The sequence below is a fragment of the Bacillus sp. 95MFCvi2.1 genome (assembly GCF_000374965.1).
Classification (GTDB): domain Bacteria; phylum Bacillota; class Bacilli; order Bacillales; family Bacillaceae_G; genus Bacillus_A; species Bacillus_A pseudomycoides.
Genome location: NZ_KB895701.1, coordinates 12906 through 38710, shown reverse-complemented (window position 1 = coordinate 38710; position 25805 = coordinate 12906). Strand labels below are relative to the sequence as shown.

The window sequence follows — 25805 nt, the reverse complement described above, 5'->3', positions numbered from 1 at the left end:
TCAAGATTAAGCAAGAACTTTCATAATAAATGATAGCTTAATCAAGAAAAAGAGGTGCCAATAATGGGAACATATATCGTTGAGACAGAAGATTTGACAAAGACATATGGAGCTGTAAATAGTGTGAGTCAATTACAAATGAAAGTCGGTAAAGGTGAAATCTATGGATTTCTAGGCCCAAATGGGGCTGGGAAAACAACGACAATTAGAATGTTACTGGGATTAATAAAACCGACTACAGGTAATATTAAAGTATTCAATCGAGATTTAAAAACAAATCGAATAGATATTTTAAGAGAGGTTGGCTCTCTTGTTGAATCGCCATCTTATTATGGACATTTAACAGGTCATGAAAACCTAGAAGTAATTCGGCAAATGTTACAAGTACCAAAAAAGAATATTGATGAGGTATTGTGTATCGTTCGATTAGAGAAACAAAAAGATAAACTAGTTAAACAATACTCACTTGGAATGAAGCAACGCCTTGGCATAGCAATGGCACTACTTGGAAATCCAAAATTGTTAATTTTAGATGAACCCACAAACGGATTAGACCCTGCCGGGATTCAAGAAATTCGTGAACTCATCAAACAACTGCCAAAGCAATATGATATGACAGTTGTTATTTCTAGTCATTTGTTAAATGAGATGGATCAAATTGCAACGCAAGTGGGCATTATTAATAGTGGACAGCTTATTTTTCAAGATAAAATTGAAGTGTTACGCAAAAAAAGTCAGGCATCAATGAAAATACGCGTAAATGATGTAGTGAAGGCTCATCAAATTTTAGAACAGCATCAAATTCATCTTAGAATTGAAGGTAATTGTCTAGTTACGCATCAACAAGAAGATCACCTTATTTCTCACATAAATCATTTATTAGTACAGCAGAATTTATCAGTGTATCGAATTGAAGAAGAGAAGCATACGTTGGAAGAAATATTTCTAAGCCTAACAGAAAAAGGTGGTGTTTTATAATGATTGCTGCCTTAAGAAGTGAATTATTGAAATTAAAAAGAAAGAAATTATTTTTAGTAGTATTTTTGATACAGTCTTTAGCATTACTTTGGTTATTTGCTATTGTGTCACAAGACAAAAAGGAATTTCTAAATTGGGAGTCGCTTCTTTCAAGAGTAAGTATGATAAATGCATTATTTTTACCTATAATGATTGCGACAATTACATCTCGAATAATTGATTTTGAAAATAAGGGGAACACCTGGAAGCTATTGTGTGCAATTCCCACATCTAGGCAGCTAGTATATATAACCAAAATTATCTTTAGCCTCTTTTTTCTTGTATACGCAGGTGTAATTTCTATTTCTGTAATTATATTAATGGGAAAAATCTTTAATTTTGATGATGGAATTCCGGTGATATTATTACTGAAATATAGTTGTTTTACCATTATAGGATGTATTCCTATGGTTATTTTGCAACTCTGGATATCTTTGGTAGTGAAAAATCAAGTATTTTCTTTAACGGCAGGTGTAATCGGCTCATTTCTTGGGTATTGCGGGCAGATGTTTCCTTGGAAAACATGGATAATTTGGACATATTCATCTCTGACAAATCCAATTTCTTGGGCTTTTTCCAATGGGAAAATAGTGTATTTCCCAAATGAAGGAGTCATGATGAATCTTTTGTTAAGTTTAGGAGTTAGTATATTATTTATCGTTCTTAGCACTGTTCATTTTGCGCACAAAGATATTCATTAGGAGGATGCAGATATGTTATTAAGCTCATTTCGATGCGAATTATTAAAATTAAAACGTTCAAAAATATGGATTGTAATGACATTCATTCCGCTTATTTGTATTGCGCTTGGACTCATAAATTTTCAAGTAAACTATGATGTCTTAATGAAAGTCTCAACAAATGAGTGGGAGAAAGCTTGGACACAAGTTGGATTAATTTATGGATTATTTTTATTTCCTGTCGTAGTAAGTATTTATTGTGCATTTGTATGCCGCTTTGAACATAGCGAGGGAAATTGGAAAAAAATCATCTCTTTACCAATTCCGTTTCGATATGTGTACATGGCAAAGTTATTAGTAATCTTTATGTTAACTTTATTGACACAAGTATTTTTTTTAATTGCTTATATTGTAATTGGTAAGCTACTAGGTATTACAAGTCCTATTCCTTGGATTTCATTATTAAATTGGTCATTCAATGGATGGATTGGTACATTTTCAATTGCTGCAGTACAATTATTTCTCTCATCTTCTATAAAAAGTTTTGCTGTTCCAGTTGGAATGAGTTTTGGTTTTACATGTATAGGAATGATATTTCATTACTTAAATATCGGGTATATATGGCCATTTTCGCAACCAGGATTAGCAATGGACCCTATTCATCTAGAAGGCTTGCAGACTTTCTTTCAATTTAGTAGCTTTTATGTGTTAAGTTGCTTATTTGTTATTATATTTACTTTTGTAGGAGTTCAAAGATTTACAATAAAAGATATTATATGATGTTGATTTGAAATAAAGTCGCGATGTTTATAAAAAAGATGCGAAGCTTTACCCTTTTGGATATTTTTATCTAAAGGGGTGTTTTTATGACTAAAAGAAAAAGAACATCTGAATAAAAGGTGGATTAAGGAATTATTGAGTGACATAGAGTTGTTCTGTTAAAGGGCCATTTAATAGAATAACGACTTTTGAGCTAAATTTATTCGTTTGCGAAGTTCGAATATAACTAAATGTAAAAATATGAAAATAAATTCCTTCATCATATTGACAATGGAAACAAATTACAATGAAATTCGATTGATTAATCAATCATTTATTATGAAAGGAGCATCTAAATGGAACCTAGACTTACTAATGATGAAAAAAAGAAAAGAAAAAGATCTACTATCCTAAACGCCGCAATTAAATTATATAGTGAGAATGGTTTTGCAGAGACAAAAGTTGCCGAAATAGCAAAAGAAGCAGGAGTTAGCTTTGGTACTGTATTTACGTATTTTGATTCAAAAGAAGCACTTTATGAATCAGCGATTTTGGAGCCATTGGAGGAAATCAAACCATATTTTATTGAGATAGAAGAACACTTTAAAGGTGAGCCTCTTGAAGTTGTGAAGGAAATGATAGATTGCCATGTACAACTCTTTTCAATGAAAAGTGAATACCTACGTCTAATTCAGCAGGTTCTTGCGAGACCTGATCGATTTCCAAAGCTTTTTAAAGAACTAAACGATTTTGTAAATGTATTTATAGACTGTATTCATCCGGTTATTGAAGCAGGGCAAAGGCTGGGTTACTTTTATGAAGAATCACCTTCATTAGTTGCCGAGTCGTACTTATCCATCTTAAACGGAATGCGTTTAACGTTTATTGATGAATATACAAACTTGATGTGGAAGGATATAACGATACAAGCCCTGAGATTATTTGGACCTATCTCTAATAAATAAGGAGTGATTTATATGAAATTGAGAGATATACATCCCAACATCAAACTTCGCCTGGCTATGCAATTTCTAGGCAGCCTTATTTCCATGGCTGTTATACCTTTTCTGGCAATCTATTTTTCTCAGAAAATTGGAGCTACTGAAACAGGTATTATTCTTATAATAATTGTGATTAGTGGGGTCATTGGAGGTTTTATCGGGGGGCATGTTTCAGACAAAATAGGTCGGAGAAAAATAATGATTTATTCTGAACTTGGTATATTGCTTTCGTATCTGTTTATAGCACTTTGTAATTCCCCTTGGTTTAACCTTCCTTATATTTCCGTAGCATTCTTTATTATCAATATGTTTTGTGGAGGAATGTTTCAGCCAGCAGCACAAGCTATGATCATTGATGTTACTAATTCCGAATCGAGAAAGCTCGTATTTACAATTAGCTACTGGCTGGGGAATTTATCAACTGCTATTGGAGGAATCATTGGAGCATTTCTTTTTAAAAACCACTTGTTTGAGTTATTTATTGGGATTTCACTCATCTCTTTGTTATCTGTATTCATGACTATATTCTTCATCACAGAAACCTATACACCGGAACCTTCATCTACGTCTTCTAATTATAAGAAAAAATTCTCATCAATAGAGATGTTTCAAACCTATTCAAACGTTTTAAAAGATAAGCTGTTTATGTTTTATATTTTCGGAGCGATCTTGATCTTTTCCTTGGAACAGTCTTTAACAAACTATATTGGGATTCGTCTTGAAAAAGATATACCCCATCATTCAGCTTCATTGTTTGGAATAGATTTCATGCTTGATGGCACAAAGATGCTGGGTTTTCTCCGAACGGAGAATACAATTCTTGTAGTTCTCCTATCAAGTGTTGTATTATTCTTATTTAAAAAGTGGAGTGATCGCTGGACTCTAGTTACAGGAATGATGATCTTTTCTATATGCTTTAGTATTTTTGCCTTTACAAATAGCGTGTTGTTTCTTTTTATTGCCATGTTTATTGGAACAATTGGTGAACTGATGTATGTTCCTATTAAACAGGCGATGATAGGGGAACTTGCACCACCTAACGCTCGTAGCACCTATATGGCTTTTAATGGCTTGACTTTCTACGGAGCAATGATTGTATCTTCGTTGTTGATCATCGTTGGAGAGTGGATTCGTCCCATATATATGGGGGGATTGCTTCTTATTCTAGGATTAACTGGTACATTTTTGTACTACATAATAACAAAAACGCTAGACTCTAAAGTTAGTGAAAAAAATGAAAGAAAAGTACCTGTTTCTTATTAAAGGGTTGTTTTTCCACTAATGCATGAAAAGAAACTAACTGGAAAACAATCTTCCGCAATCGGAGCATTTAATGGAGCATGTTTGTTGAACTAACGAAACATCATAAAGAAAATTATGGAATTTACAAAGGCAATAGGTACATAAAAAGAGAACATATTTATTAATGTTATTTAAGTTACTGAAAGGAGAAAATAGAATGAAAGATAAATTATTGAGGGTTGGAACTATTTATATTCCTGTTACCAATGTAGAACTTTCTTCAAAAAGGTATGTAAACAAACTAGGTGCAGAGTTAGTCTATAAAGACGAAGACAAGGCTATTCTTAACTTTGCAAACCAAAGTTTTTTCCTGGTTAAATCCCAAGAAAATCAAAGCTTGAATTTTCACGGTTTTTGCGGTGAAGAGCGCTTCTCTTTAACATTTGAAGTTAATGGTTTAAATGCACTTGAATCAATCCATAGTGATTTTATTAAAAAAGAAATAAAAGTTGGAGAGATTGAAAACAGAGGACACACTGGAAAGAATTTTGTTTTTTATGATTTAGATGGTAATAAATTTGATGTTTGGAGTGAATTAAGTTCCATCTTCAGAGAAAAATACCTAATATCGCAATAAGGGATTTTAATTATTCAATAAACAGTAGATTTACAGAATCAGTCTGTCCAAAATCAAAAAGAGTTCATCCACCAAGTGTTTGGACTTATAGCATAAAATACGATCTCGCTAGAAATATATGCGCTATATTCTCTTTTAGTTTATCTTTGCACCAGAACCTTTATATGTACTATAAGGTAATACAGTAAGAAATACATATCAATTTGCTTAGTGATGATGAATAAGGTGTAAATTTGAATACAATATATAGATGAATAATATATAAAGGAGCTCAACTCTCAATGGCAAGAAAATTATTAACACAAAGGTTTCCTCTTTTAATTCCTATTAGAATCAGACAACGTAGGATGTTTAAAAAAATAAGAGACCGTCTTGAAGGTCATAAGTTTTCAAAAACATTTGAGCAAAATCCATTACCTTACAGGATTTATAAACATAAATCTTTGCTTATTAGAAAGTTAGGTGATACGGATATACAGCTGCAGTATAACAAAATCACCAATTTAAAGCTAGCCATCTGCAAAATAAACCAGGTTGTAATTAAACCGGGAGAAACATTTTCATTTTGGCATCTTGTTGGTAATTCCAGTGAAAAGGCTGGATATAGAGAAGGAATTATTCTAATGAATGGCGAAGCGATAAAGGGAATAGGCGGTGGTCTCTGTCAGTTAGGGAATCTTCTTTACTGGATGTTTCTTCATTCAGAGTTGGAAACAGTGGAAAGATATCGTCATAGTTTCGATCCATTCCCTGACTATGGACGTGTGATTCCATTTGGAACAGGCGCCACTTTGATGAATGGTATTATTGATCTCAAATTGAGAAACAATTCAAATATTTCCTATCAAGTCAATCTACATCTTGACGAAGAATACATCTATGGAGAAATTAGGGCATCCCAGTATCCTCCATATAAGTATTCTATCGTTGAAGAAGATCATCGTTTTGCAAAAAAAGTAGATGGCCAAGTATACAGACAAAATAAAGTTTATAAAAAAATAGTTGATCGTGTCACAGGTAACTTAGTTGACAAAGAACTAGTCATGGAAAATGATTGCTTAGTAAAATATGAAGTAGATGATGAGAAAATTGTGGTTTCTTTATAGACAAGGATTTTCACTTATCTAAAGATATTTGAAAAAACTGCGTAGATAATTTTAAAATAAAAAGAAGACTCAACTAGATTGTTTTCTAGTTCGGTCTCCTTTTATGTATAAATTCTTTCATTATAAAGGATAAAATCCCAGCAATTATGCATGTAATTCCGCCTAAAAACTGTCCTATTCCAGTGAGTTTGTCTAAAAATGATTCATATTTTTTCGTACTATATATACCCCATAATACTAAGATTACTCCAAAAAGTATAAACGCTAGTTTTAAAATAATAATCTAGATATAAATATGAATCAGAAGAATGTCACTATTTAAATCAAAAGCAGAAAATATTAAAGAAAAAACAATTAAATATGCGAAAGAAATTGCGATTTGTTTTGCTCAAGGTTTTTCTGTATTACCCAAAAAAAATTAGAATTACAGAGGTGTGTCTCATGACTAGTATCGTTAAAATTAGAGCAAGCGTATTTATTCCAATGTCTTGGACTGAACCTAAGAAGGACATTCAAACGGGCAATGTGATCCAATTTGAAGGTGACTCACGTGAATTTACACCTTATGCTGTAAACGCTATGCGTTCCAGAATTGAACAAGAAGTAGTTGTAGATTTTTACAAAAAAGAAATTTTCACATATGGAAATACAGGTATAACCACAGAAAGGGTTACAACTTCAGATGGTTCCGTTAATAAAAGAACAGGAAAAGCTAGTACAGAAAATATTTTGTGCACTGATATTGTATGGAATTCTGATGACGTCAAATTTCAAATGAGTGCGAGTGCTAGCAATCCATTAAATGTATATGCACCTCCCGTTGACTACCTATTAACCGTACAGGTCAAAAAAGATGGCACTGTCCATATTGAAGGTGCACATGATGGATTCCCTTGTTATGAATTTTATAAACAAGTAAATTTTGAGCCGTTTGAAGAAATTCATACACATGATTTCAGAGAAACTGGTGATACAGCTGAAGCGCTAGATGGAGAAATGGAGTATAGTTTTAAAAAGATATTGTAAAGGCAATATAACGCGGTTTTTAGTGAATATATAACAACGTAAGAGTAAGTAACAGGAGAAACAGAGAATGACAACAGTTTTATTTGTAAAAGCAAACAATCGCCCGGCAAACCAATCAGGTAGTGTAAAATTATACGAGGCTTTTTTAGCGAGCTACAAAGAATCACATCCAAATGATACAGTAGTAGAGCTTGATTTATACAAGGAAGAATTTCCATATGTAGGAGTAGATATGATTAATGGTACATTTAAGGCTAGTAGGGGACTTGATTTAACAACAGAAGAAGCAAAGGCTGTTAAATTAGCAAGTACGTTCTAATTAATATAACATTTGTTACTCTATATAGCAGTACCAACATTTTTATAGCGGTGGTACTGCTTTTTTAGTCGCTTATCTCGCTACTTTTTTACATTTTATCCATACAGAACTAAAAAATTGAACAAGAAGCTATAATGAATCATTTTGTAAGAGCTAAGAAACAGCATCCAACATTAGAAATGTGCTTTTTCGATTAAAGACTTTTGCCTACAAACTGCATTTCCCGCTGCAATTTCATAAACGAACGGTACATCCCAATTCTCCAAGAGACGATCATCGCAAAAGCGAGTAAGAAGAACATGCCGCTTAATTGTCCTAAATCAATTGATTGACTTAAATATGATTTGAAAACAATACGGACAACAAGTAAACCGACTAAAATAAATATAAATGCTTTAGAAGGTATTAAATAGATGTCTTTTCCACGTATTTCAAATTTTGACGTTTTAATAAGAAAAATAGAGAAAAATAAACCAACGATAACTGCTTCTAGAATTTCTGTTGTTGTTAATCGAAATTCTGGTAAGAAGTACATGGATGCTCCCGTACTCATAAAAATTGGCGGGAGTATAATTTTTTTAAGTGTTATAGGTTTTTTTGCTGATTTTAAGCGAAGAAACATCATTCCAACAGCCATACAAAGAGCAATAATACTTGATAGAACAGCTAAGTTCATGTTTTACCTCCTTTTATCCTTTGTATGATTTTTTTAATAGAATCATAAACCAAACAAGACCGACACCGATGATAGAATGAGACATTCCTGCCATATGACTTAATCCATTGAAATCGGTTCCATTTATTTGAAGAAGTCCACGGGCCGCCATTGAAGCAACTGTTAAAACCAATCCTATATTATAGACGATGAACCACATGTTAAAACTTTTTGCTTCATGGAATGCAAATGATTTTGATAGGGCTAAGGCAATTAAGAAGAATAAAAATCCAAGAACTAACACATGTGTGTGCAACAGGTTCAGTAGAGTAGTACCTTGAATTCCTTGCGCTTTTGCATATTCTCTCGCGAATATACCTGATAATAAACCGATAATTAAATAAGTGAATGCTGCATTATATAACTTTTTCATCATATACCTCCTAAGGTAGTTTTAGCAATGTTGATTTTTGGTAATGAAACTTTATTTAAAAGCTATTTGTCATTCCGTATATAAGTCCAGAAATATATGGAATTAGCCAAATGAACCATACGATAACGCTTAGTGTGTGGAATGTTGTCATCATTTTTGTATCTTTTTTTATTAACACAATTGTTGCCCAAACAGCATGGAATAGCATAAGTAAAATGGCTGATAAGCCTGTTATTCCATGGAAGCTGAACAGGGATCCTGCTTCTGCCATTTTCTCCATTAATGTGGTCCCGATCGTATCACATACGAGTCCAAGCCAGAAAATAATGACATGCCAAAATTTTAATGTCTTTTGAAATTTTTCACTCCATACTCCGATTGTATAAAAAATGAGTGCAGCTGTAATAAATGTAATAGCAGATGCTAACACGTTCATCATTCCTTTCTAACCGTCAGTTGCTTTATATAAAGCATGTTACATGAGAATTATGAATAGAATATGAACGCAATATTACATATGAATTTCGCTGGATTATTACATTTGAATTCAATTATGTTGTAAACAAGAAATTAAAATGTGCTGTTAATTAAAGAAGACTTTCTTATCCCTTAAATAGGGGATAAGAAAGTCTTTTTAGGTCATCGCTATTGTACAGGTGTTCTTATACTTCGTTTTCTCGTAGTAATTTTCCATCGCGAAGTATTAAAATTCGATCACATACATCAAGCATTTTTTCATCGTGTGTAATCATAATTGCTGCTTTTTTATTTTTCTTAACTTCATGTTTCATTCGTTCAACTACTTCTCTAGCACGTTTTGAGTCAAGACTAGCAGTAGGTTCATCAGCTAAAATTAAGTCTGGATTATTCATAAATGCACGAGCAATGGCTACACGTTGTTTTTCACCACCTGAAAGTTGATTTGGATAATGATTCATTCGATGTGATAATCCAAAAGTTTTCAGTAATTGTTCTGCAAGTTTACTAGCTTCTTTTTTATCTTCTCCCTTTAACTTAGCGATATATAAGAGTTGTTCTTTCACTGTTAAGAAAGGTACGAGGTTTGCAAATTGAAATATAAATCCGATTTTTCTTAAACGAATATCGGTCATCTCTTTTTCTGATAAGCTTGTTATATTTTGACCAGAAATATAAATATTTCCTTTAGAAGGGGATAAAAGTGCACCTGCGATGGAAAGCAATGTACTTTTCCCAGAACCAGACGGACCAACAATGCCTATAAATTCGCCTTCTTTTATATCTAACGTAATTGGGTGCAAAGCTGTTATTTCTGTATCTCCTTCTCCATATACTTTACTTACTTGATCCAACTTTAATAATGACGATGGGGTATCCCATTTTAATTCTGTTACCATTACATGCCACCTCCGATTGCTTCTAATGCATCTACTTTTAATACTTGATATAGAGAAATTAGTGTACCGAATATACTAATTAAGATAAAGATACCTGCATATTGCAAGATTGTTGTTGTTGTTAATAAGAACGGCATACTAGCTGGTAAAACAGCCTGTACTGCAAAGATTAAGCCAATGCCGATTATAAGAGCAACACCAGATAAGAATATAGACTGTACAACTAAACTATTTGCTAAATATGAGTTTTTTGTTCCGATTGCTTTTAATACACCTAATTGATGTGTTTTTTGTAATGTAATGACATAGAAGAAAACGCCAATTAATAATGCTGAAATTACAAGTAAAAACGCAATAATCATCGTTAATGTTCCTTGTTCTTCTTTATAACCTGGAATACTTTGCAGTACTTCTTTTTTATCAACAACTGTTGCATTATCGATTTTTTTATCAGTATTTAGGGCGATTACACTGTAATCTTTTTGATGTGGCAGTGCAATGCTGTCCCATACATTTTCATTCATATGAACAACAGGTGCATGACTAAACATTTGATTTTGTGTAAATCCGACAACTTTGAAAACCTTTTGAGAAACAGGATCTACTAGTTCATCTCCAAGCTTTATCCCTTTTTCCTTGATGGATTCATCAGCAATGATTTCATTGTTTTCTAAAGTACCGTTTTTTCCTTCAACAACTTTTGGGGCAATGAATGAATCTTGTTTACTTGAAAAAATAGCAACATCAACTTTATTTGAACTGCCTTCTTTTTCAAATGTTGCGACCTTAATATGCATTGGAACCGCATCTTTTGCATCAACCTGTGCCAATACTTTATCTACATCCTCTTTCTTAATTTGGGAGCGTAATAATTTACCCTCTGCATCATTTGATAATATAAACTTGTCTGCTTTCATTTCGATAATAGAAGAGGCATTAGCATGAGATAAACCATTTGCTAGACCTGATATAATAAGTACAAGAAATGATAATAACATCATGATTGTGCCGATTAATCCGTACCGTAATTTCGATTGTTTTAATTCTTTAAGTGCTAAAAACATTAGGTTCATTCCTCCTTGTTTCATTCTATGTTCTTATCATAAAGAGGAAATATGAACGGAATATGAACAAAAGGTTACAAAAGACGGGTATACAGTTTATATATAAATATGTTACAGAAAAAGAAGATAACTCCCTATTGTATAAAGGAAGTTATCTTCTTTTTGATCGCTGTATATTAATAAAAATTTTGTTTTTTGTTCAAAGTAGGTATTTTTTCAGTAGGCATTAGTGAATGCAGGTTATTTTTTATTTTGCATATGAATAGTCCCTTCTTGTTGTTTCGGAAGGTAAATAGAAAAAATCGTTCCTTTTCCAAGTTCACTATCCACTGTTATTGCTCCGCTATGAAGGTCAATGATTTTTTTTACAATAGAAAGACCTAATCCACTTCCATTTACATTTCTGTTTCGGGCAGTATCGACTTTATGAAATCGATCAAATATTTTTTTTATTTCATTTTCAGGTATACCAATACCCATATCAGTAATCGAAATGCGCCATTCTGTTTCCAGCTCTTCTGCTTCAAATGCAATCGTTCCGCCGCTTTCTGTAAATTTGATACTATTGGTAAATAAATTCATCCATACTTGATGGAGCAAGTTTTCGTCTCCGTAAATTTGCATGTTGGGAACATCCATTTCAACTGCAAGTTCTTTCGTTCTCCATTCCCATTCAAGCATAAAAATAGTATCTTTTATTTGATTCACAAGATCAAAAGATTGCTTACGTAAAGTAAGATCTTCTTTATCAAGTGATGCAAGTATTAATAATTGTTTGCATAAACTGGACATGCGTCGACTTTCTGATTCGATGATTTCTAGGTAATGTGTCTGCTCAGATTTCGTTAAATCATTAGTTTGTAATGTTTTTGAAAATCCTTGAATAGATGATAATGGTGACTGAAATTCATGTGAAACATTCGAAACAAATTCTTGTCGCATCTGCTCTGAATTTCGTAATCTTTTGGCCATTTTACGAAAGCTAGTTGCAAGCGTTCCAATCTCATCTCGGCGATTTTCTGGTAGTACTAAATCATAGTTGCCACATGCAACCTCTTTTGTCGCATGTGTAAATCTTTGAATAGGACGAACGACAAAGCGGGTAGCTATCGCGATACAAATTAGACTGATTATGATAATTAATCCTAATAAAACAGCATAGAAAATACGTAATTCTCCAAATTGCTGTTGAATATCCGGACGAATAAATAGCGCATAACCCTTACCATTGTTTTCGATAGGGATCCCAATACTATTCAAAAGTGTATTATCAAAAAAGCCAGTAGCAAATAAACGATTAGGATACGTTGCAATTCCATTGTATATATTTCCTTTTAATACATGTTCAATTGTCTCTTTACTAATATTCATTTTCTTGAAATTATCATCGTACTGCTTGCCTTGTTTTTTATCGTCTACTACGTAAATTTCAAAGCCAAGGTTAGAAATAGACTGTAAATAACCATCTTTATTTTGTTCTGTATTTTTCTCATATAAATATTTTACTTCTTGTGCATATTTTAAAATTTTCTCGCTGTTATATGGTTTTAAATAAACATGATAATATACATTTGTAAGTAAAAATGCCAATATACTACTAACCAGCATAATAAAAACTGATATGATAACAAATCTAGCATATAATGAGCGCATATTTTTTCACCTCTAATTTATCGTTCTATTTTTTGAAAGTAAGACCTCCCGTATCAAGATTTTGAGAAAACACAGAAGATAGGAGGGAGTTGACTGCTGGCATGTGCCTGAGCAGTAGGGCGGAAAGAAAAACTTCCACTGATGGAAGTTTCACTTTATATAAAATGATGATCACAAATGATGTGAGAAATTGGAAAATCCAACGAAGTGAAAAATGTAATAAGCATAAGTGTTCCTTCTTTCACTTTTATAGAATAAGAGATGTTTATGAACAGAAGATGAACATGTTATTACAATTTCTAAGAAAATGAAAAGTGTGCTGTCAATAAAACTGACAGCACACTTCTCGTTTCATTAAAACGATGAACCATTACAAGATAAATATGATTTTTTATATAAAAATACAATTGATTTGTATGAAAAAGCGGAATGATTAGTGAAAAAGGATGCACAAATATATTATTCGTTTTATGAAATGACTCGCCAAAAAAGTAAAAAAAGTGTGCAACTAATTCAAAGAACCCTGTTCTTATGTGATTTGTCAGTAGCGGGCTTTTTTCTTTTTTGAAAGGGGAGTTTTATGTCAAATAAAATATACATTACTACATTGTTTATGTATATTTTATTTGACAGTATTAATAAAGAATAGTTGCCTATTCATAAGATACAACATTGGCACAATTTTTGCTTATATTACATTAAAGGAAGGGGGAAGTAAATTCAAGCAATAAGTATGATGTATCATTAGTAGTAAAAAAGTGACTTAGCATTATATCACTAAATTTACTAGTATCAATAGGGTGCTGTTTAATAAAGACAGATTGAACAATTCATTTTTAAAAAGTCCGAATTTTCTATCTATTAAAAAGGGGGCAACAGCATGGTGAAATACTCGAAATTTTATAAATTGATGCTGGGCGTTGGACTTGTTACTATATCATGTAATGGATTGCAAGTTCAAGCAGAGACAAAAGAAAAATATACGAAGAATACATTACAAATGGAGCCGATAGGGTCAAGGCAATCTCCTGATGAGTTGGCACACTCTTCGAACATACAAGAAAGTACTTCATTTACAAAACGGTTAAAGTTAGCAGACCTATCGCAGCGTCCACCAATGCCAAAAGAGAATACTAAACAGCTAGTTGAAGAAAGAAAATATTCGATGGCTGAATTGAATCAATTAAGCAACAAACAATTAGCCGATCTTCTTGTGACAATTAAATGGAATCAAATTCCGGAATTATTTCAGTTTAATAATGATAGTTTGAAATTCTATCAAGATGATAGCCGTATGCAAGCACTCATTGATAAACTAGCAGAACAAGGTCAAACGTATACGAAAGATGATTCAAAAGGAGTTGAGACATTAGTAGAAGTTATACGCTCGGGTTTTTATTTAGGCTTTTATCATCAAGAATTAAGTAAACTAAGTGAGCGTAGCTATCATGACAAATGTTTACCAGCGTTAAAAACAATTGCGAAGAACCCGAATTTTAAACTTGGTACATCAGAACAAAATAAAGTAATTTCGTCGTATGGAATGTTAATTGGAGGCGCGTCGGCTGATGTTGAAATAATTCAATATGCTGCTGGAATTCTTAAACAATATAATGATAATCTTTCTACGTTTATTGAAGATCGGACAAAAGGTGATGCTATATATAACTTGATGAAAGAAATTGATTATGATGTTCAGTCGTATATGTATACTACGGACAAAGAACCAAAAGATACGATGTGGTATAAGAACATCGATAGCTTTATTAATGAAGTAAGTCGTTTTGCACTAATTGGTACGGTAACGGATAAAAATGGATGGTTAATTAATAATGGCATTTACTATGCTAGCCGATTTGGCAAGTTTCATAGTACACCAACAAAAGGACAGCAAGTTGTTACAGAAGCGATGCGTATTTATCCATATTTAGGACAGCAATATTTTGTTGCGGCAGAACAAATCACTACAAATTATGGCGGAGTAGATGCAAACGGAAAGACAATAAATTTAGATAAAATTAGAGAAGATGGCAAGCAAAAATATTTGCCGAAAACGTATACATTTGATGACGGGACAATTGTCTTTAAAGCGGGAGATAAGGTTACTGAAGAGAAAATTAAACGTTTGTATTGGGCAGCAAAAGAAGTGAAAGCACAATTTTATCGTACAGTTGGTAGTGATAAGCCACTTGAAAGTGGACATGCTGATGATGTGTTAACAATGGTGATTTACAATAGTCCGGATGAATATCAATTTAATCGTCAATTGTACGGCTATGAAACAAATAATGGTGGAATTTACATTGAAGGAATCGGAACTTTCTTTACATATGAACGTACACCGCAGCAGAGTATTTATAGTTTAGAAGAATTGTTCCGTCATGAATTTACACACTATTTGCAAGGAAGATATGAAGTGCCTGGGTTATGGGGACAAGGAGAACTATATCAAAATGAACGCTTGACTTGGTTTGAAGAAGGAAATGCGGAATTCTTTGCAGGTTCAACTCGAGTAGATAGTGTTGTACCGCGAAAAAGTATAATTGGTGGATTATCCAATAATCCAGCTAAGCGATACACAGCTGAGCAAACATTAAATGCAAAATATGGAGCGTGGGATTTTTATAACTATTCGTTTGCATTGCAATCTTATATGTATAATAACCGTCCTGATATGTTCGATAAAGTACATGATTTAATTCGTGCAAATGATGTCCCAGGTTACGATGCGTATCGCTCTGCATTAAGTAAAGACAATAAATTAAATGAAGATTACCAATCTTATATGCAAATGCTTATTAATAATCGTGATAAGTATACAATTCCGCAAGTATCAGATGATTATTTAGCAGGGCATAAACTGAAAGCGCTTTCGGATGTTGCGGCGGATATCACAAATGAAGCAAAGTTAAAAAATGTGAAGGTAACAAAGAATAAATCACAATTCTTTAATACATTTACACTACAAGGAACATATACAGGAAGTACGTCAAAAGGAGAAAATGAAGACTGGAAAGCGATGAATCAAGCAACGAATGAGATGCTTAAACATCTTTCGCAAAAAGAGTGGAGCGGATATAAAACATTAACTGCTTATTTCGTAAATTACCGTGTCAATGCAGCTGGGCAATTTGAATATGATATTGTGTTTAACGGAGTGAACACTGAGGAGGATACTAGTGTAGAAAAAGAACCAAATAATTCATTCGATACAGCTAACCCTCTATCTCTGAACACGTTATTACGAGGTAGCCTAAATAATCAAGATCAAGTTGATCGCTTTGTAATTGATATAAGGGAAGCGAAGGATTTACAGATTACCGTTACGAATGAGCAAAATCTTGGATTGAATTGGGTATTATATCACGAGTCAGATTTGAATAACTATGTTACTTATGCAACAAAGTACGAAGGAAATAAATTGCTGGGAAGCTATTATGCGAATCCGGGGAAATATTATTTAAGTGTATATAAATATGGCAGTGGAACAGGGAAGTATACAATAGAAGTAAAATAATAGAAAGGGGCTGTTTCGAAAGCCTCTTGTTAATTATATAACCACCTGCTGCTAATTTTTTCATAACACAGTACTTGGAAATGATATGTTATTAGCCTTTTGTGGATTTAAAATAAAGTCATGATCTTTAAAACAAAGTCGCGACGTTTGTAAGGAAGTCACACTGTTTTGAAAAAAGTTAAACTGTTTATAAAAAAAATGAAATTCCTTATCTTAAGAAGGGATTTCGTTTTTTTAATTATACTAACGGGACCAACTGTTACTTACTAATTTAGACATTAAATATCTATTTCACAAGTAAAGCTCCGAGGCCACCTTCAATGATTCAATCGTTACCATCCTTTCAGACTTTGGGGAGCTCTCTGATACACTCCTAACCATCTACTCTCCTCTTCATCGCAAATAAAATCATGGCAAATTACAGTTGTTTAAGTTATTATAACGGATTATAAAAAAATACATGCTATTTTGTCAATACATTTTTAATCACGCTATTTACGGACAGTAAGACTCACTTCTTACGACAAAGAAGTTAAATTAGGAATCAACTGCTCGTAAAAGCCTGATTCATGAGGGAGAAAACTCTCAACGATTAAAGTTTCACTCTATTATGTTTTCCTTGTAACTCTACGATTAAAAGGCGAAACACTTTTTTATAAGGTTTCATTTCATGCTGATTATGCTACAAGATAGAAATTAGAGTTCGCTATTTACTCTTAAGCTCGATTATGGGTAACTACTCACCTAGATTTGCTACGATGATGAAGTGTTTTTATAATAATCGGGTAATGGTGTTTATTTCTAATCTAGTTATTATTTTCTAATTAATTTATATATAATAATTTTCTGAAAAAATAATTGTATTTTTCAGACAGATAAATTATTATAAAATAAGTAATTTTGTAATTTTATGACGAAGGGAAGATAGGGTGAATTTTCCGACTATTGCGAATGGTTAATAGGAAATGGAAAATGATTTTAGGGCAGCTTTTAAAAGAGAGAAAAAAGTGACGCTTGCTTCATCATTTGGATACCTAATAGAAATTGTAGTATAGTGTTCAGCTTGGGATTTAATAGCGCAAGAGGGGGAAATAAAGTGGAAAACAAAGAACTAAAGAGGGGTTTAGAAGCGCGTCATATTCAAATGATTGCTTTAGGCGGTACAATTGGTGTTGGTTTATTTATGGGTTCAGCAAGTACGATTAAATGGACAGGTCCGTCGGTAATGCTTGCTTATGCAATCGCAGGAATTTTTATATTTTTCATTATGCGTGCGATGGGAGAAATGTTGTATGTAGAGCCAGGTACAGGTTCATTTGCGACATTTGGCCATAAGTATATACACCCATTAGCAGGGTATATGACGGCATGGAGTAACTGGTTCCAGTGGGTGATTGTTGGAATGTCAGAAATTATAGCGGTTGGGGCATACATGCAGTACTGGTTCCCGGATCTGCCTGCTTGGGTGCCAGGTATCATCACAATGGTGATTCTTGGTGCGGCGAATTTAATTTCTGTTAAATCATTTGGTGAATTTGAATTTTGGTTTGCGATGATTAAAATCGTTACCATTGTGTTAATGATTATTGCGGGGGTTGGACTTATTTTCTTCGGATTTGGTAACGGAGGGAATGCAATCGGTTTATCTAATCTTTGGGAAAATGGCGGCTTCTTTACAGGTGGCTGGTCAGGGTTCTTCTTTGCTCTATCACTAGTTGTTGGGGCTTATCAAGGTGTCGAATTAATTGGGATTACAGCTGGCGAAGCAAAAGATCCGAGAAAAACGTTAACTAAAGCGATTCAAAGTACGATTTGGCGTATTTTAATTTTCTATATTGGGGCAATTTTTGTTATTGTAACTGTTTACCCTTGGGATCAACTAAGCTCAATTGGTAGCCCGTTTGTGGCAACTTTTGCGAAAGTTGGGATTACAGCAGCTGCTGGACTGATTAACTTTGTCGTAATCACAGCTGCAATGTCTGGCTGTAACAGTGGTATTTACAGTGCAGGACGTATGCTTTATACACTAGGAATGAATGGACAAGCACCAAAATACTTTGCAAAAGTCTCCCGTAATGGTGTGCCTTTATTTGGTACGATTGGCGTGTTAATTGGCTTAGCGATTGGCGTTATTTTAAGTTATATTGCACCAAAAAACTTATTCGTGTATGTATACAGTGCAAGTGTACTTCCTGGTATGATTCCGTGGTTTGTCATTCTGATTAGTCAAATTCGATTCAGAAAAGCAAAAGGAGCTGAAATGGACAATCATCCGTTCAAAATGCCATTTGCGCCTGTTACAAACTATGTAACGATTGCCTTTTTAATCATGGTACTAATCGGTATGTGGTTCAACGAAGACACACGAATCTCACTTATTGTAGGCGTTATTTTCCTGGCTATCGTTGTCATTAGCTTTTATGCTTTTGGAATAGGTAAGCGTGTTCCAGTAGAGGTTCAAACAGAAAATGAAGTGGCTAACCGATAATTTACTTTGTTTGGTTAACGTTTTTCTAATTGGACAATAATACGAAGAATTTTTGATGAGGTATCAAGACAACCGAATGTTTCATAGTGCTAATAAAAAGCAAACAACCGATGAGAAAGACTCAGTAGGTTGTTTGCTTTTTTGTATTGTTCTTTTTATTTTTTTAGTGGTAGCAATAACTTAGAAACACTATTTTTCACTCATAAAGTGGATGAGTAAAAAGTTGTGAAAGTGGATGGTCCTTTTGAAATAAATATCCCTTATTATAAAAGAGAAGGGTAGTATGCTTTAAGTATCTTGATTATGCTCTCATCCAAAAAGTATAAAGTTTTTAAGTCGAACGATTAGATTTTCTGTTCAAATAGACTGGTTTTAGAGAGGAGAAAGTCAATGAAATTTGCAATTTCATTAGTTATTATTATTGTAATTGTATCACTTTTGGGAACGATGTTAGTTGCAAGAAACACGGAGGGAAATTACGGTCAGTCTACGAAGCAGAATGTGACGAACTTGTCTGTTATTTATATCGTCCTTTTATTAAGTCTTCTTATAGGAGTTACGTGGTATGCGGTTGCTGTCTTGTAGTCTTTGTACTTTAGATAAGTAGGTGGCCTAAATGAAATGGAATGTTTATTTTTTAACACTATTCTTTTTTATAAGGATATAGAGACATCACCTTTTAATGTAAAGAAGCTCCATTCCTCAAATATGTGAATGTACAATAGGAGTGGGAATTCAATTCGTATATCTATTTAGTTACTACTATTCACATTGTAGAATGAGTGAATATCTTCATAGTTGGGAATGAATAGGGCAAACTATGCTAAATTCAAACAGCGAAATACTTAGTATATAACAAACAGAGGTTAACACCTTAATTTTATTTTAATCAATAAAAAGTCTGCTGATAAGGGGGAGGGAATTAGATGGAATGGAGACCCAATCGTGCAGATAAAACGCCAGTCTACAAACAAATTGCTGACTATATAGAACAGGGGATTTCTTCAGGAGAATTTTCTTCAGATAGTATGTTACCTTCGGAACGTACTTTAGCAAAAGAGTTGCAAGTGAACCGCAGTACGGTAGTAGCGGCATATGAGGAACTGAAATCACTTGGGGTAGTAGAGAGAATAAAAGGAAGTGGAACGCGTGTAAACACAGATATATGGGGGATATCGCGTAAACGTACGCCAAATTGGGGGAGATATGTAGAAGATGGTTCATTCCTCCCGAATCTACCGCTAGTTCAACAAATTCGAACAGAAACGCAGAAGGATGATTTGATTAATTTAGCAAGTGGTGAGTTGTCACGGGATTTGTTTCCTGCTGACCAGTTTCGCAGGATTCTCTCAGAACAAATATTTATGGAGAATCTAGGATATGATCATCCACAAGGAAATGAAAAGTTAAGGGAAACGATTTCTTCACATGTAGATAAATATAAAAATATCGATGTTGATCCACGCTCTATTTTAATTACATCAGGGGCGCAGCAGGCACTTAATCTTATTGTGCAGTGCTTGCTTAAGCCAGGAGATGCCATTGCTATTGAGGATCCATCGTATTGTTTTTCGCTTCCGATGTTTAAATCTGCCGGGTTAAAAATATACCATTTACCTGTGGATCAACATGGCATGAATCCGGATGATTTGATAGATTTACACAGAAAGCACCGAATTCGCATGGTATTTCTAAATCCGGATTATCAAAATCCAACCGGAACGGTCCTTTCATTGTCTCGTCGCAAAAAGATTTTGGGATTGTCATCTGAATTTGGTATACCAATTGTGGAAGATGATCCTTATAGCTTAACTTCTTTCAATGGAGAAGTAAATCCAACCTTAAAGTCTATGGATACGAATGGAAATGTTCTATATATTAGTTCATTATCGAAAATCGTAGCATCTGGATTGCGAATTGGGTGGGTGATTGGTCCACCTCAGGTCATTGAGCGTTTAGCAGATGCAAAGCAGCAAGTAGATTTTGGACATAGTGTCTTTCCTCAATGGATAGCGAATCAATTCTTAGAATCAGAAAATTTTCATGCGCATATTTCTATGCTTCGTAAACAACTGAAACAGAGAAAGGATCAATTAATCACAAGTCTTGGGGAACTTTTAGGGAATCAGGTTGAATTTCATGTTCCAGAAGGCGGTATCCATTTGTGGTGTCAAGTGCAGGGTTCAATTGATGAATATCATTTATTAGGAAGAGCGATACAAAATGGTGTAGCTTTTGTTCCAGGGAGTGTATTAGGTTCGAAAAAAGAATATGTACGTTTTACTTTTGGAAGAGCGAACACAGATCTTATTCATGTAGGGATTAAAAGATTTGTAGAGACTCTAAATAGTATTCGACGATAATAGGAATCATGTAATAATAAGAATTTAGAATGTAGTGGAGATGATAAAATATGACGACCTGGTTTATAGTTATGTTAGTTCTTTTCGGTGGTCTTAAAATAGTAGTGTCCAGTCTTCCAACCTCTGTTGTGGAGTCTTTTGTCAGTAGATTTGAATTGCATCCACAACTTAATGGTGAGGCTGTTACTGTAACAATTGATGGAAACCGATTAGCAGATGAAGATAAACTTCAAATTATTGATTACTTTAACGAAGCAATATTTTTAGAGAAATATTATTTTCCACCAGAGGGCAGTGAGACTCCATTGATCATTGATACGAAGAGAGGAAAAAACGATGTTAGGTTTTGGGTTTATAGTTATAACGATCATGTTGATGTAGTCAAACAGTACAAGAGGAAAGTAGTCGCGTATAGTCTGCGTTCCAAAAGCCTTCAAAACCATTCTATGTTAGTAATGGGAGAGGTAGTTTAACAGATTTTTAAAGGGACGGTCTAAAACCCATTACAAAGACAAATCATAAAGAGAAGGAGCAATTGGAATGAGTTGCTCCTTTTTGGAATGCGACAATATTTAGTATAACGATATTATTTGTATCTTAAACCATTAGAAATACGTTCAATAGATTCCCAATCTTTTACGATAATTTGTTTGTTTTCTTTGCGAATGACATTCGTTATACTTAATTTTTCGATAATGCGATTTAGATGTCGAGTTGTAGTACCGATAAGTGAAGCGATCTCGTGATGATCTGTTGTACGGATTTCTCTCCCGAATAGTTTAGAGGTATTTCGTATTGTGCATAAGTAACTTGCAAATCGTGTTTCCACTGAAGCTAACAAATTAATACGTGAGGCAGTCGTACATGTTTGTAGTTTGTAAGTCACATGGTGTAAAAGTTCTTGTGAAAAAGCAATGTCATGTAAAAGTACATTATTAACATAGTGTTTATTGATAAAAATAAAATCGGTTTTTTCTTCAGCGCTTACATGCGATTGTATATTTACATTTTGAATGAGTTCAATATCACCCATAATGGAAACGGCAGAACAAAATCGAAGTAATAATGCTTTTCCTGTAATTACACTCGTCGTAATTTTTGTACGTCCAGATATTTGAATGTATAGACCGTCAATAGCTTCTCCTTCGTGTAACACAATCTCTTTTACATCATATCGTCGAATTTGAAATGGGTGATGAAGATGTGTAAAAAGTTTCTGTATATGTTCATTTGCTAAGTAAGTTGATAGTAGCAAGTCGTCTTCAATTTTTTTCATGATTTTCCTCCTTTTTCGGACATTTGTCCTGTTCATTATAAAAGAATTTTTTTACATTAAAAAGAAAGGAGTGATGTATATGAAATTTATTTTTGATATTGATGGTACAATTTGTTTTAAAGGAAACCCATTAACGGAAGGTATAATTCAAGCATTAGATACTTGTCATGCTAGAGGACATGAAATCATATTTGCATCTGCTAGACCAATAAGAGATTTATTACCTGTAATACCAAGGCATATGCATCACTATTCAATGATTGGTGGAAATGGGGCATTTGTTGTAAAAGAAGGAAAAGTCATTGAGGTTACACCATTTGATAAATCAACAATGAAGTCTATTCGTTCATTAATAGAGGAGCATCACCTTGCTTATTTGATCGATAGTCAATGGGATTATGCTTATACTGGAAGTGAAAATCATCCAATTTATCGCAACATAGATCCTGATAAATTAGCTACTAATGTATCGATTGATTGCATCGATGAAATGGTGAAAGTTGTGTTGTTCCCTGATGGGAATGAAGAAAAATTAGTGGAAGTGTTAAATGAACTACCTGTGCAAATGTATGCACATCATCAAGAGGACATAATTGATATAAGTCCATTAGGGATTGATAAATGGAAAGGATTACAAAAGTTAGGAGTAGAAGAAGGATCATTCATCGCTTTCGGTAACGATGCAAATGATGTACCAATGTTTTTGCATGCGAAAGAGGGAGTTTGTATTGGTGATCATAAAATGTTGCGCTCCGTTGCATCTATGAGCCTACAGAGTAATGAGCAATGTATTATTGAAAAAATTATTAAGTTATCAGACATAGAATCTAGGAATATATGGGACTTAATGAGGAACCTTTAAAGCAAATTAGAAGTTGGTTTCTAATTTGCTTTTTCTTTATATAGTAACTTTGTTTTTATTAATCTACAACTACTACTTAGTATTGTAGCCACCGATAAATCTTCCACATAAAAAACATGAAAATCATATATCCAAAGAAAGAATAATAATGATGCCAGTTTTCATTGTGAGTAAACAATCCTAAGCTTTCAGCAAATTGTTCGGATATACTTGCACAAATGCCGATTAGCATAATAAATAGAATTCTTGAGAATGTAGATAAAGCTTTGGCAATATGTAAAAAGAAAGCAGTAAAGGTTGGCAATATAAATAATGTAAAAGCGATATTGACCGAAAACATATTTGGAAATGGTCTGACTGGAAAAGCATACATTTGTTTACTAACAAATAGATAGTCTAAATATGTTCCAATGAAACAGGAGAAAATGATGGCGACTATAAATGCTAGGTGATTACTCTTCTGTTTCTTCTTCTCTGAGAAGGATATTTTTTTTCGTAAGAATTGCAAGTTCAATTTTTTCCATCGTTTTACAATAGTCATCCTCAATCTTCCCATTTGTATTTTCTCCTTTATCAATGAAATAGTCTACGATACGCCAGTCTTCAAACCAGTCTCCTTTTTCTGCCTCTTCATGTTTCAAATCTTTCCATGCGTATATTAATTGAGGGCTGTATAAACGATTTGCATCTTTTCTGAGGTGACATTTTTTTATTCTACGTTTATAAAATTCACGAGAAAATGACTCATTTACATCAGAAAACAAATGAGGCCAGTAGTCTTTCCGTGAAGCAGTATGCGAATGATCGTGAGCCCAATTTATTACTTTGGATAACGTATGTTCGTTGCGAAACAATAAAGAGTATAATCGTTTGCCTAGTAGAATTCGTTCATGTAAGGAGATAAAGTGTTTCATTGTATCACCAAATAACAATGTTTTTTGTTTGGTCTCATCCTCATAGTATGGAAAAAGGATATGATTAAAACGGAAGAAGTCAAAGAGCTTAAATCCAATACTATTTAGTACGGTCTTTTTAAAGTGATCATTTTGAATGACTCTTTTTTCTAAATAGCTTTGTTCATTAATAATCGTTGCTATAGCTAATGTATAGTGATTGCCCGTTTTCCAAAAATGGTTCCACATCGTTTCCATAAACGTTGAGACATTGAGATGGGGTAGGAGGTAAAAGAGAGTTTTAGATCTTTTAAGGCTTTGTTTATATAGTAAAAATTGTGGATACACATCTTGGAAGATTAACCAGTTTCCCCGTTCTAAAAAAGAGTAGTAGGTAAGTTGGTCTTTTTCTGATAACAATCTTGTATATAAATCCCCTTTTAAATCTGTCATATTCCAACCGCCATTACGTGATACCATATGTCCAAGTAGAGCCCAGTGTATTTCAGGATGCTGAAGGTAAAACTGATAATAAGCACGTGTTCTCGTCACGTTATTTTTGTTCAGTTGTTTTGTTTGTTCTGTAATGTTATAAATAAGCATTTTCTCTTCTATTGTTAATGCAGCCTTTTTAAAGGAAGCGGTACTACTTTTGCTTTTTTTCTTTAGTTCATTTTTTACATCTAAAAGAGAAAGCGGGATCGCTTTGGAAGACCCGTTCCATTTTCTTTTTCGATTGTTTTCATACATTTTATTTCCTCCTGTTAACATGAATTTCAACAAATAGTTTAATAGAACGGTTACCATCATTTTATTACATATATTCTGAATAAATGTGGACTGTTTTTTGGGGACATAAACAGTGTAATATTTTTTACCATAAGCACGATAAGTCTTTTGTACTATTTCATCTTCATACGAATGAGGGATTCAATAAACGTGGAACTCGATTATATTAACAGATAGGAGCATAAAAAATATAAGGAGAGAAAAGCATGAAGAATTGGGTTCAAATTAGAATTGCACGCCCGACAGCTAAATTTGAAGAAGTTATCGCATTTTATGAAGAAGGATTATGCTTAAAACGGATAGGGGAGTTTCATAATCATGAAGGGTATGATGGAGTTATGTTTGGATTACCTGATGTAGAATATCATTTAGAGTTTACAAGGCATATCAACGGCAGTCCATGTCCAGCTCCAACAAAAGATAACTTACTGGTGTTTTATATGACTCATAAAGCTGAGATTGAAAAAGTAACTAACAGGTTACATGCAATGGGTTATGATGAAGTTGAACCAGAAAATCCATACTGGAAAGAAAAAGGTATTACAATAGAAGATCCTGACGGGTGGAGAATTGTACTCATGCATATAGAGAAATAAAAGTAGTATATTTATAAAAAAGAGGTCGTTTGTTCTAGTTTCCCGTTAAAAAT

General features: G+C 33.5%; 25 protein-coding genes and 1 pseudogene. 16 read left to right on the top strand and 10 right to left on the bottom strand.

Annotation, left to right across the window (positions count from 1 at the left end):
- Positions 1 to 63: 63 nt before the first annotated feature.
- The 7 genes from C568_RS0117055 (at position 64) to C568_RS0117025 (ending at position 6442) form a co-directional block, all read left to right on the top strand.
- Positions 64 to 978: an ABC transporter ATP-binding protein gene (locus tag C568_RS0117055; protein WP_006097324.1), complete on the top strand. Its 915-nt coding sequence runs from the start codon at positions 64 to 66 to the stop codon at positions 976 to 978.
- The gene (locus tag C568_RS0117050; RefSeq protein WP_018782234.1) at positions 978 to 1718 is read left to right on the top strand and encodes an ABC transporter permease; all 741 of its coding nucleotides are present in this window, start codon (positions 978 to 980) and stop codon (positions 1716 to 1718) included. The genes C568_RS0117055 and C568_RS0117050 overlap by 1 nt, the downstream gene beginning before the upstream one ends.
- 12 nt (positions 1719 to 1730) lie before the next feature.
- On the top strand, positions 1731 to 2477 hold the full coding sequence (locus tag C568_RS0117045; RefSeq protein WP_018782233.1) for an ABC transporter permease: 747 nt from the start codon (positions 1731 to 1733) through the stop codon (positions 2475 to 2477).
- 335 nt (positions 2478 to 2812) lie between these two features.
- Positions 2813 to 3421, top strand: a complete 609-nt coding sequence (locus C568_RS0117040; RefSeq protein WP_003199336.1) for a TetR/AcrR family transcriptional regulator — start codon at positions 2813 to 2815, stop codon at positions 3419 to 3421.
- 12 nt (positions 3422 to 3433) lie between these two features.
- A complete protein-coding gene (locus tag C568_RS0117035; RefSeq protein ID WP_018782232.1) occupies positions 3434 to 4720 on the top strand; it encodes an MFS transporter in 1287 nt (428 codons plus the stop codon).
- A gap of 196 nt (positions 4721 to 4916) precedes the next feature.
- Positions 4917 to 5336, top strand: a complete 420-nt coding sequence (locus C568_RS0117030; RefSeq protein ID WP_018782231.1) for a VOC family protein — start codon at positions 4917 to 4919, stop codon at positions 5334 to 5336.
- 281 nt (positions 5337 to 5617) lie between these two features.
- Positions 5618 to 6442, top strand: coding sequence for a VanW family protein (locus C568_RS0117025; RefSeq protein ID WP_018782230.1), 825 nt, complete (start codon positions 5618 to 5620; stop codon positions 6440 to 6442).
- An 85-nt stretch (positions 6443 to 6527) separates the two neighbouring features.
- Here C568_RS0117025 and C568_RS35550 read toward each other — a convergent pair whose 3' ends face one another.
- Positions 6528 to 6722 (bottom strand): hypothetical protein, encoded by a 195-nt coding sequence (locus C568_RS35550; RefSeq protein ID WP_080740334.1) that lies wholly within the window; start codon positions 6720 to 6722, stop codon positions 6528 to 6530.
- A gap of 161 nt (positions 6723 to 6883) precedes the next feature.
- Between C568_RS35550 and C568_RS0117015 the strand changes: the two genes are divergently transcribed.
- Positions 6884 to 7468: a DUF3238 domain-containing protein gene (locus tag C568_RS0117015; RefSeq protein ID WP_018782228.1), complete on the top strand. Its 585-nt coding sequence runs from the start codon at positions 6884 to 6886 to the stop codon at positions 7466 to 7468.
- A gap of 67 nt (positions 7469 to 7535) precedes the next feature.
- Positions 7536 to 7784 (top strand): annotated as a pseudogene (locus C568_RS30935) (NAD(P)H-dependent oxidoreductase); the annotation flags it as partial.
- A 196-nt stretch (positions 7785 to 7980) separates the two neighbouring features.
- On the opposite strand, the gene C568_RS0117005 reads toward C568_RS30935, so the two are convergent.
- The 6 genes from C568_RS0117005 to C568_RS0116980 form a co-directional block, all read right to left on the bottom strand.
- Entirely contained in the window at positions 7981 to 8463 is a 483-nt protein-coding gene (locus C568_RS0117005; RefSeq protein WP_018782226.1) for a CcdC family protein, read from the bottom strand.
- Between the two features lie 13 nt (positions 8464 to 8476).
- Positions 8477 to 8875, bottom strand: a complete 399-nt coding sequence (locus C568_RS0117000) for a DUF2871 domain-containing protein (protein WP_018782225.1) — start codon at positions 8873 to 8875, stop codon at positions 8477 to 8479.
- 55 nt (positions 8876 to 8930) lie between these two features.
- A complete protein-coding gene (locus C568_RS0116995; RefSeq protein WP_018782224.1) occupies positions 8931 to 9305 on the bottom strand; it encodes an HsmA family protein in 375 nt (124 codons plus the stop codon).
- 232 nt (positions 9306 to 9537) lie between these two features.
- A complete protein-coding gene (locus C568_RS0116990; RefSeq protein ID WP_018782223.1) occupies positions 9538 to 10251 on the bottom strand; it encodes an ABC transporter ATP-binding protein in 714 nt (237 codons plus the stop codon).
- Positions 10251 to 11315, bottom strand: a complete 1065-nt coding sequence (locus C568_RS0116985; RefSeq protein ID WP_018782222.1) for an ABC transporter permease — start codon at positions 11313 to 11315, stop codon at positions 10251 to 10253. Before C568_RS0116985 ends, C568_RS0116990 begins: the two co-directional genes overlap by 1 nt.
- 240 nt (positions 11316 to 11555) lie before the next feature.
- Complete coding sequence (locus tag C568_RS0116980) at positions 11556 to 12968, bottom strand: sensor histidine kinase (RefSeq protein ID WP_018782221.1); 1413 nt, start codon at positions 12966 to 12968, stop codon at positions 11556 to 11558.
- Positions 12969 to 13848: 880 nt separating this feature from the next.
- On the opposite strand from C568_RS0116980, the gene C568_RS0116970 reads away from it, so the two are divergent.
- The 5 genes from C568_RS0116970 (at position 13849) to C568_RS0116950 (ending at position 21809) form a co-directional block, all read left to right on the top strand.
- Positions 13849 to 16485: a collagenase ColA gene (locus C568_RS0116970; protein WP_018782219.1), complete on the top strand. Its 2637-nt coding sequence runs from the start codon at positions 13849 to 13851 to the stop codon at positions 16483 to 16485.
- Between the two features lie 1096 nt (positions 16486 to 17581).
- Positions 17582 to 18973: an amino acid permease gene (locus tag C568_RS0116965; protein WP_018782218.1), complete on the top strand. Its 1392-nt coding sequence runs from the start codon at positions 17582 to 17584 to the stop codon at positions 18971 to 18973.
- A 390-nt stretch (positions 18974 to 19363) separates the two neighbouring features.
- Positions 19364 to 19558, top strand: a complete 195-nt coding sequence (locus tag C568_RS0116960; protein WP_003199361.1) for a hypothetical protein — start codon at positions 19364 to 19366, stop codon at positions 19556 to 19558.
- 341 nt (positions 19559 to 19899) lie between these two features.
- Positions 19900 to 21336: a MocR-like pyridoxine biosynthesis transcription factor PdxR gene (pdxR, locus tag C568_RS0116955; RefSeq protein WP_018782217.1), complete on the top strand. Its 1437-nt coding sequence runs from the start codon at positions 19900 to 19902 to the stop codon at positions 21334 to 21336.
- 50 nt (positions 21337 to 21386) lie between these two features.
- Positions 21387 to 21809 carry a YfmQ family protein gene (locus tag C568_RS0116950; RefSeq protein ID WP_018765206.1) on the top strand — a complete coding sequence of 141 codons (423 nt, stop codon included), beginning with the start codon at positions 21387 to 21389 and terminating at the stop codon, positions 21807 to 21809.
- A gap of 113 nt (positions 21810 to 21922) precedes the next feature.
- On the opposite strand, the gene C568_RS0116945 is transcribed toward C568_RS0116950, so the two are convergent.
- Positions 21923 to 22612 carry a Crp/Fnr family transcriptional regulator gene (locus C568_RS0116945; protein ID WP_018782216.1) on the bottom strand — a complete coding sequence of 230 codons (690 nt, stop codon included), beginning with the start codon at positions 22610 to 22612 and terminating at the stop codon, positions 21923 to 21925.
- Between the two features lie 73 nt (positions 22613 to 22685).
- Here C568_RS0116945 and C568_RS0116940 point away from each other — a divergent pair, with 73 nt between their 5' ends.
- On the top strand, positions 22686 to 23474 hold the full coding sequence (locus C568_RS0116940; RefSeq protein ID WP_003199369.1) for an HAD-IIB family hydrolase: 789 nt from the start codon (positions 22686 to 22688) through the stop codon (positions 23472 to 23474).
- 76 nt (positions 23475 to 23550) lie between these two features.
- Here the strand turns inward: C568_RS0116940 and C568_RS35545 are convergent, their stop codons facing one another.
- Positions 23551 to 23988 (bottom strand): CBO0543 family protein, encoded by a 438-nt coding sequence (locus tag C568_RS35545; protein WP_078211822.1) that lies wholly within the window; start codon positions 23986 to 23988, stop codon positions 23551 to 23553.
- A complete protein-coding gene (locus C568_RS0116930) occupies positions 23927 to 25138 on the bottom strand; it encodes a DUF2515 domain-containing protein (RefSeq protein WP_196813662.1) in 1212 nt (403 codons plus the stop codon). The genes C568_RS35545 and C568_RS0116930 overlap by 62 nt, the downstream gene beginning before the upstream one ends.
- A gap of 224 nt (positions 25139 to 25362) precedes the next feature.
- On the opposite strand from C568_RS0116930, the gene C568_RS0116925 reads away from it, so the two are divergent.
- Entirely contained in the window at positions 25363 to 25752 is a 390-nt protein-coding gene (locus tag C568_RS0116925) for a VOC family protein (RefSeq protein ID WP_003199373.1), read from the top strand.
- Positions 25753 to 25805: the final 53 nt, after the last annotated feature.

What these genes read in the sequence shown, in the direction of transcription:
- C568_RS0117005 (WP_018782226.1), bottom strand. Translation starts at nt 8,463, where the DNA reads ATGAACTTAGCTGTTCTATCAAGTATTATTGCTCTTTGTATGGCTGTT.
- C568_RS0116940 (WP_003199369.1), top strand. Translation starts at nt 22,686, where the DNA reads ATGTATATGAAATTTATTTTTGATATTGATGGTACAATTTGTTTTAAA.
- C568_RS0116930 (WP_196813662.1), bottom strand. Translation starts at nt 25,138, where the DNA reads ATGTTAACAGGAGGAAATAAAATGTATGAAAACAATCGAAAAAGAAAA.
- C568_RS0117025 (WP_018782230.1), top strand. Translation starts at nt 5,618, where the DNA reads ATGGCAAGAAAATTATTAACACAAAGGTTTCCTCTTTTAATTCCTATT.
- C568_RS0117055 (WP_006097324.1), top strand. Translation starts at nt 64, where the DNA reads ATGGGAACATATATCGTTGAGACAGAAGATTTGACAAAGACATATGGA.
- C568_RS0116985 (WP_018782222.1), bottom strand. Translation starts at nt 11,315, where the DNA reads ATGTTTTTAGCACTTAAAGAATTAAAACAATCGAAATTACGGTACGGA.
- C568_RS0117050 (WP_018782234.1), top strand. Translation starts at nt 978, where the DNA reads ATGATTGCTGCCTTAAGAAGTGAATTATTGAAATTAAAAAGAAAGAAA.
- C568_RS0117035 (WP_018782232.1), top strand. Translation starts at nt 3,434, where the DNA reads ATGAAATTGAGAGATATACATCCCAACATCAAACTTCGCCTGGCTATG.
- C568_RS0116990 (WP_018782223.1), bottom strand. Translation starts at nt 10,251, where the DNA reads ATGGTAACAGAATTAAAATGGGATACCCCATCGTCATTATTAAAGTTG.
- C568_RS0116925 (WP_003199373.1), top strand. Translation starts at nt 25,363, where the DNA reads ATGAAGAATTGGGTTCAAATTAGAATTGCACGCCCGACAGCTAAATTT.
- C568_RS0116945 (WP_018782216.1), bottom strand. Translation starts at nt 22,612, where the DNA reads ATGAAAAAAATTGAAGACGACTTGCTACTATCAACTTACTTAGCAAAT.
- C568_RS0117015 (WP_018782228.1), top strand. Translation starts at nt 6,884, where the DNA reads ATGACTAGTATCGTTAAAATTAGAGCAAGCGTATTTATTCCAATGTCT.
- C568_RS0116960 (WP_003199361.1), top strand. Translation starts at nt 19,364, where the DNA reads ATGAAATTTGCAATTTCATTAGTTATTATTATTGTAATTGTATCACTT.
- C568_RS0116980 (WP_018782221.1), bottom strand. Translation starts at nt 12,968, where the DNA reads ATGCGCTCATTATATGCTAGATTTGTTATCATATCAGTTTTTATTATG.
- C568_RS0116970 (WP_018782219.1), top strand. Translation starts at nt 13,849, where the DNA reads ATGGTGAAATACTCGAAATTTTATAAATTGATGCTGGGCGTTGGACTT.
- C568_RS0117000 (WP_018782225.1), bottom strand. Translation starts at nt 8,875, where the DNA reads ATGAAAAAGTTATATAATGCAGCATTCACTTATTTAATTATCGGTTTA.
- C568_RS0117045 (WP_018782233.1), top strand. Translation starts at nt 1,731, where the DNA reads ATGTTATTAAGCTCATTTCGATGCGAATTATTAAAATTAAAACGTTCA.
- pdxR (WP_018782217.1), top strand. Translation starts at nt 19,900, where the DNA reads ATGGAATGGAGACCCAATCGTGCAGATAAAACGCCAGTCTACAAACAA.
- C568_RS0117040 (WP_003199336.1), top strand. Translation starts at nt 2,813, where the DNA reads ATGGAACCTAGACTTACTAATGATGAAAAAAAGAAAAGAAAAAGATCT.
- C568_RS0116950 (WP_018765206.1), top strand. Translation starts at nt 21,387, where the DNA reads ATGACGACCTGGTTTATAGTTATGTTAGTTCTTTTCGGTGGTCTTAAA.
- C568_RS0117030 (WP_018782231.1), top strand. Translation starts at nt 4,917, where the DNA reads ATGAAAGATAAATTATTGAGGGTTGGAACTATTTATATTCCTGTTACC.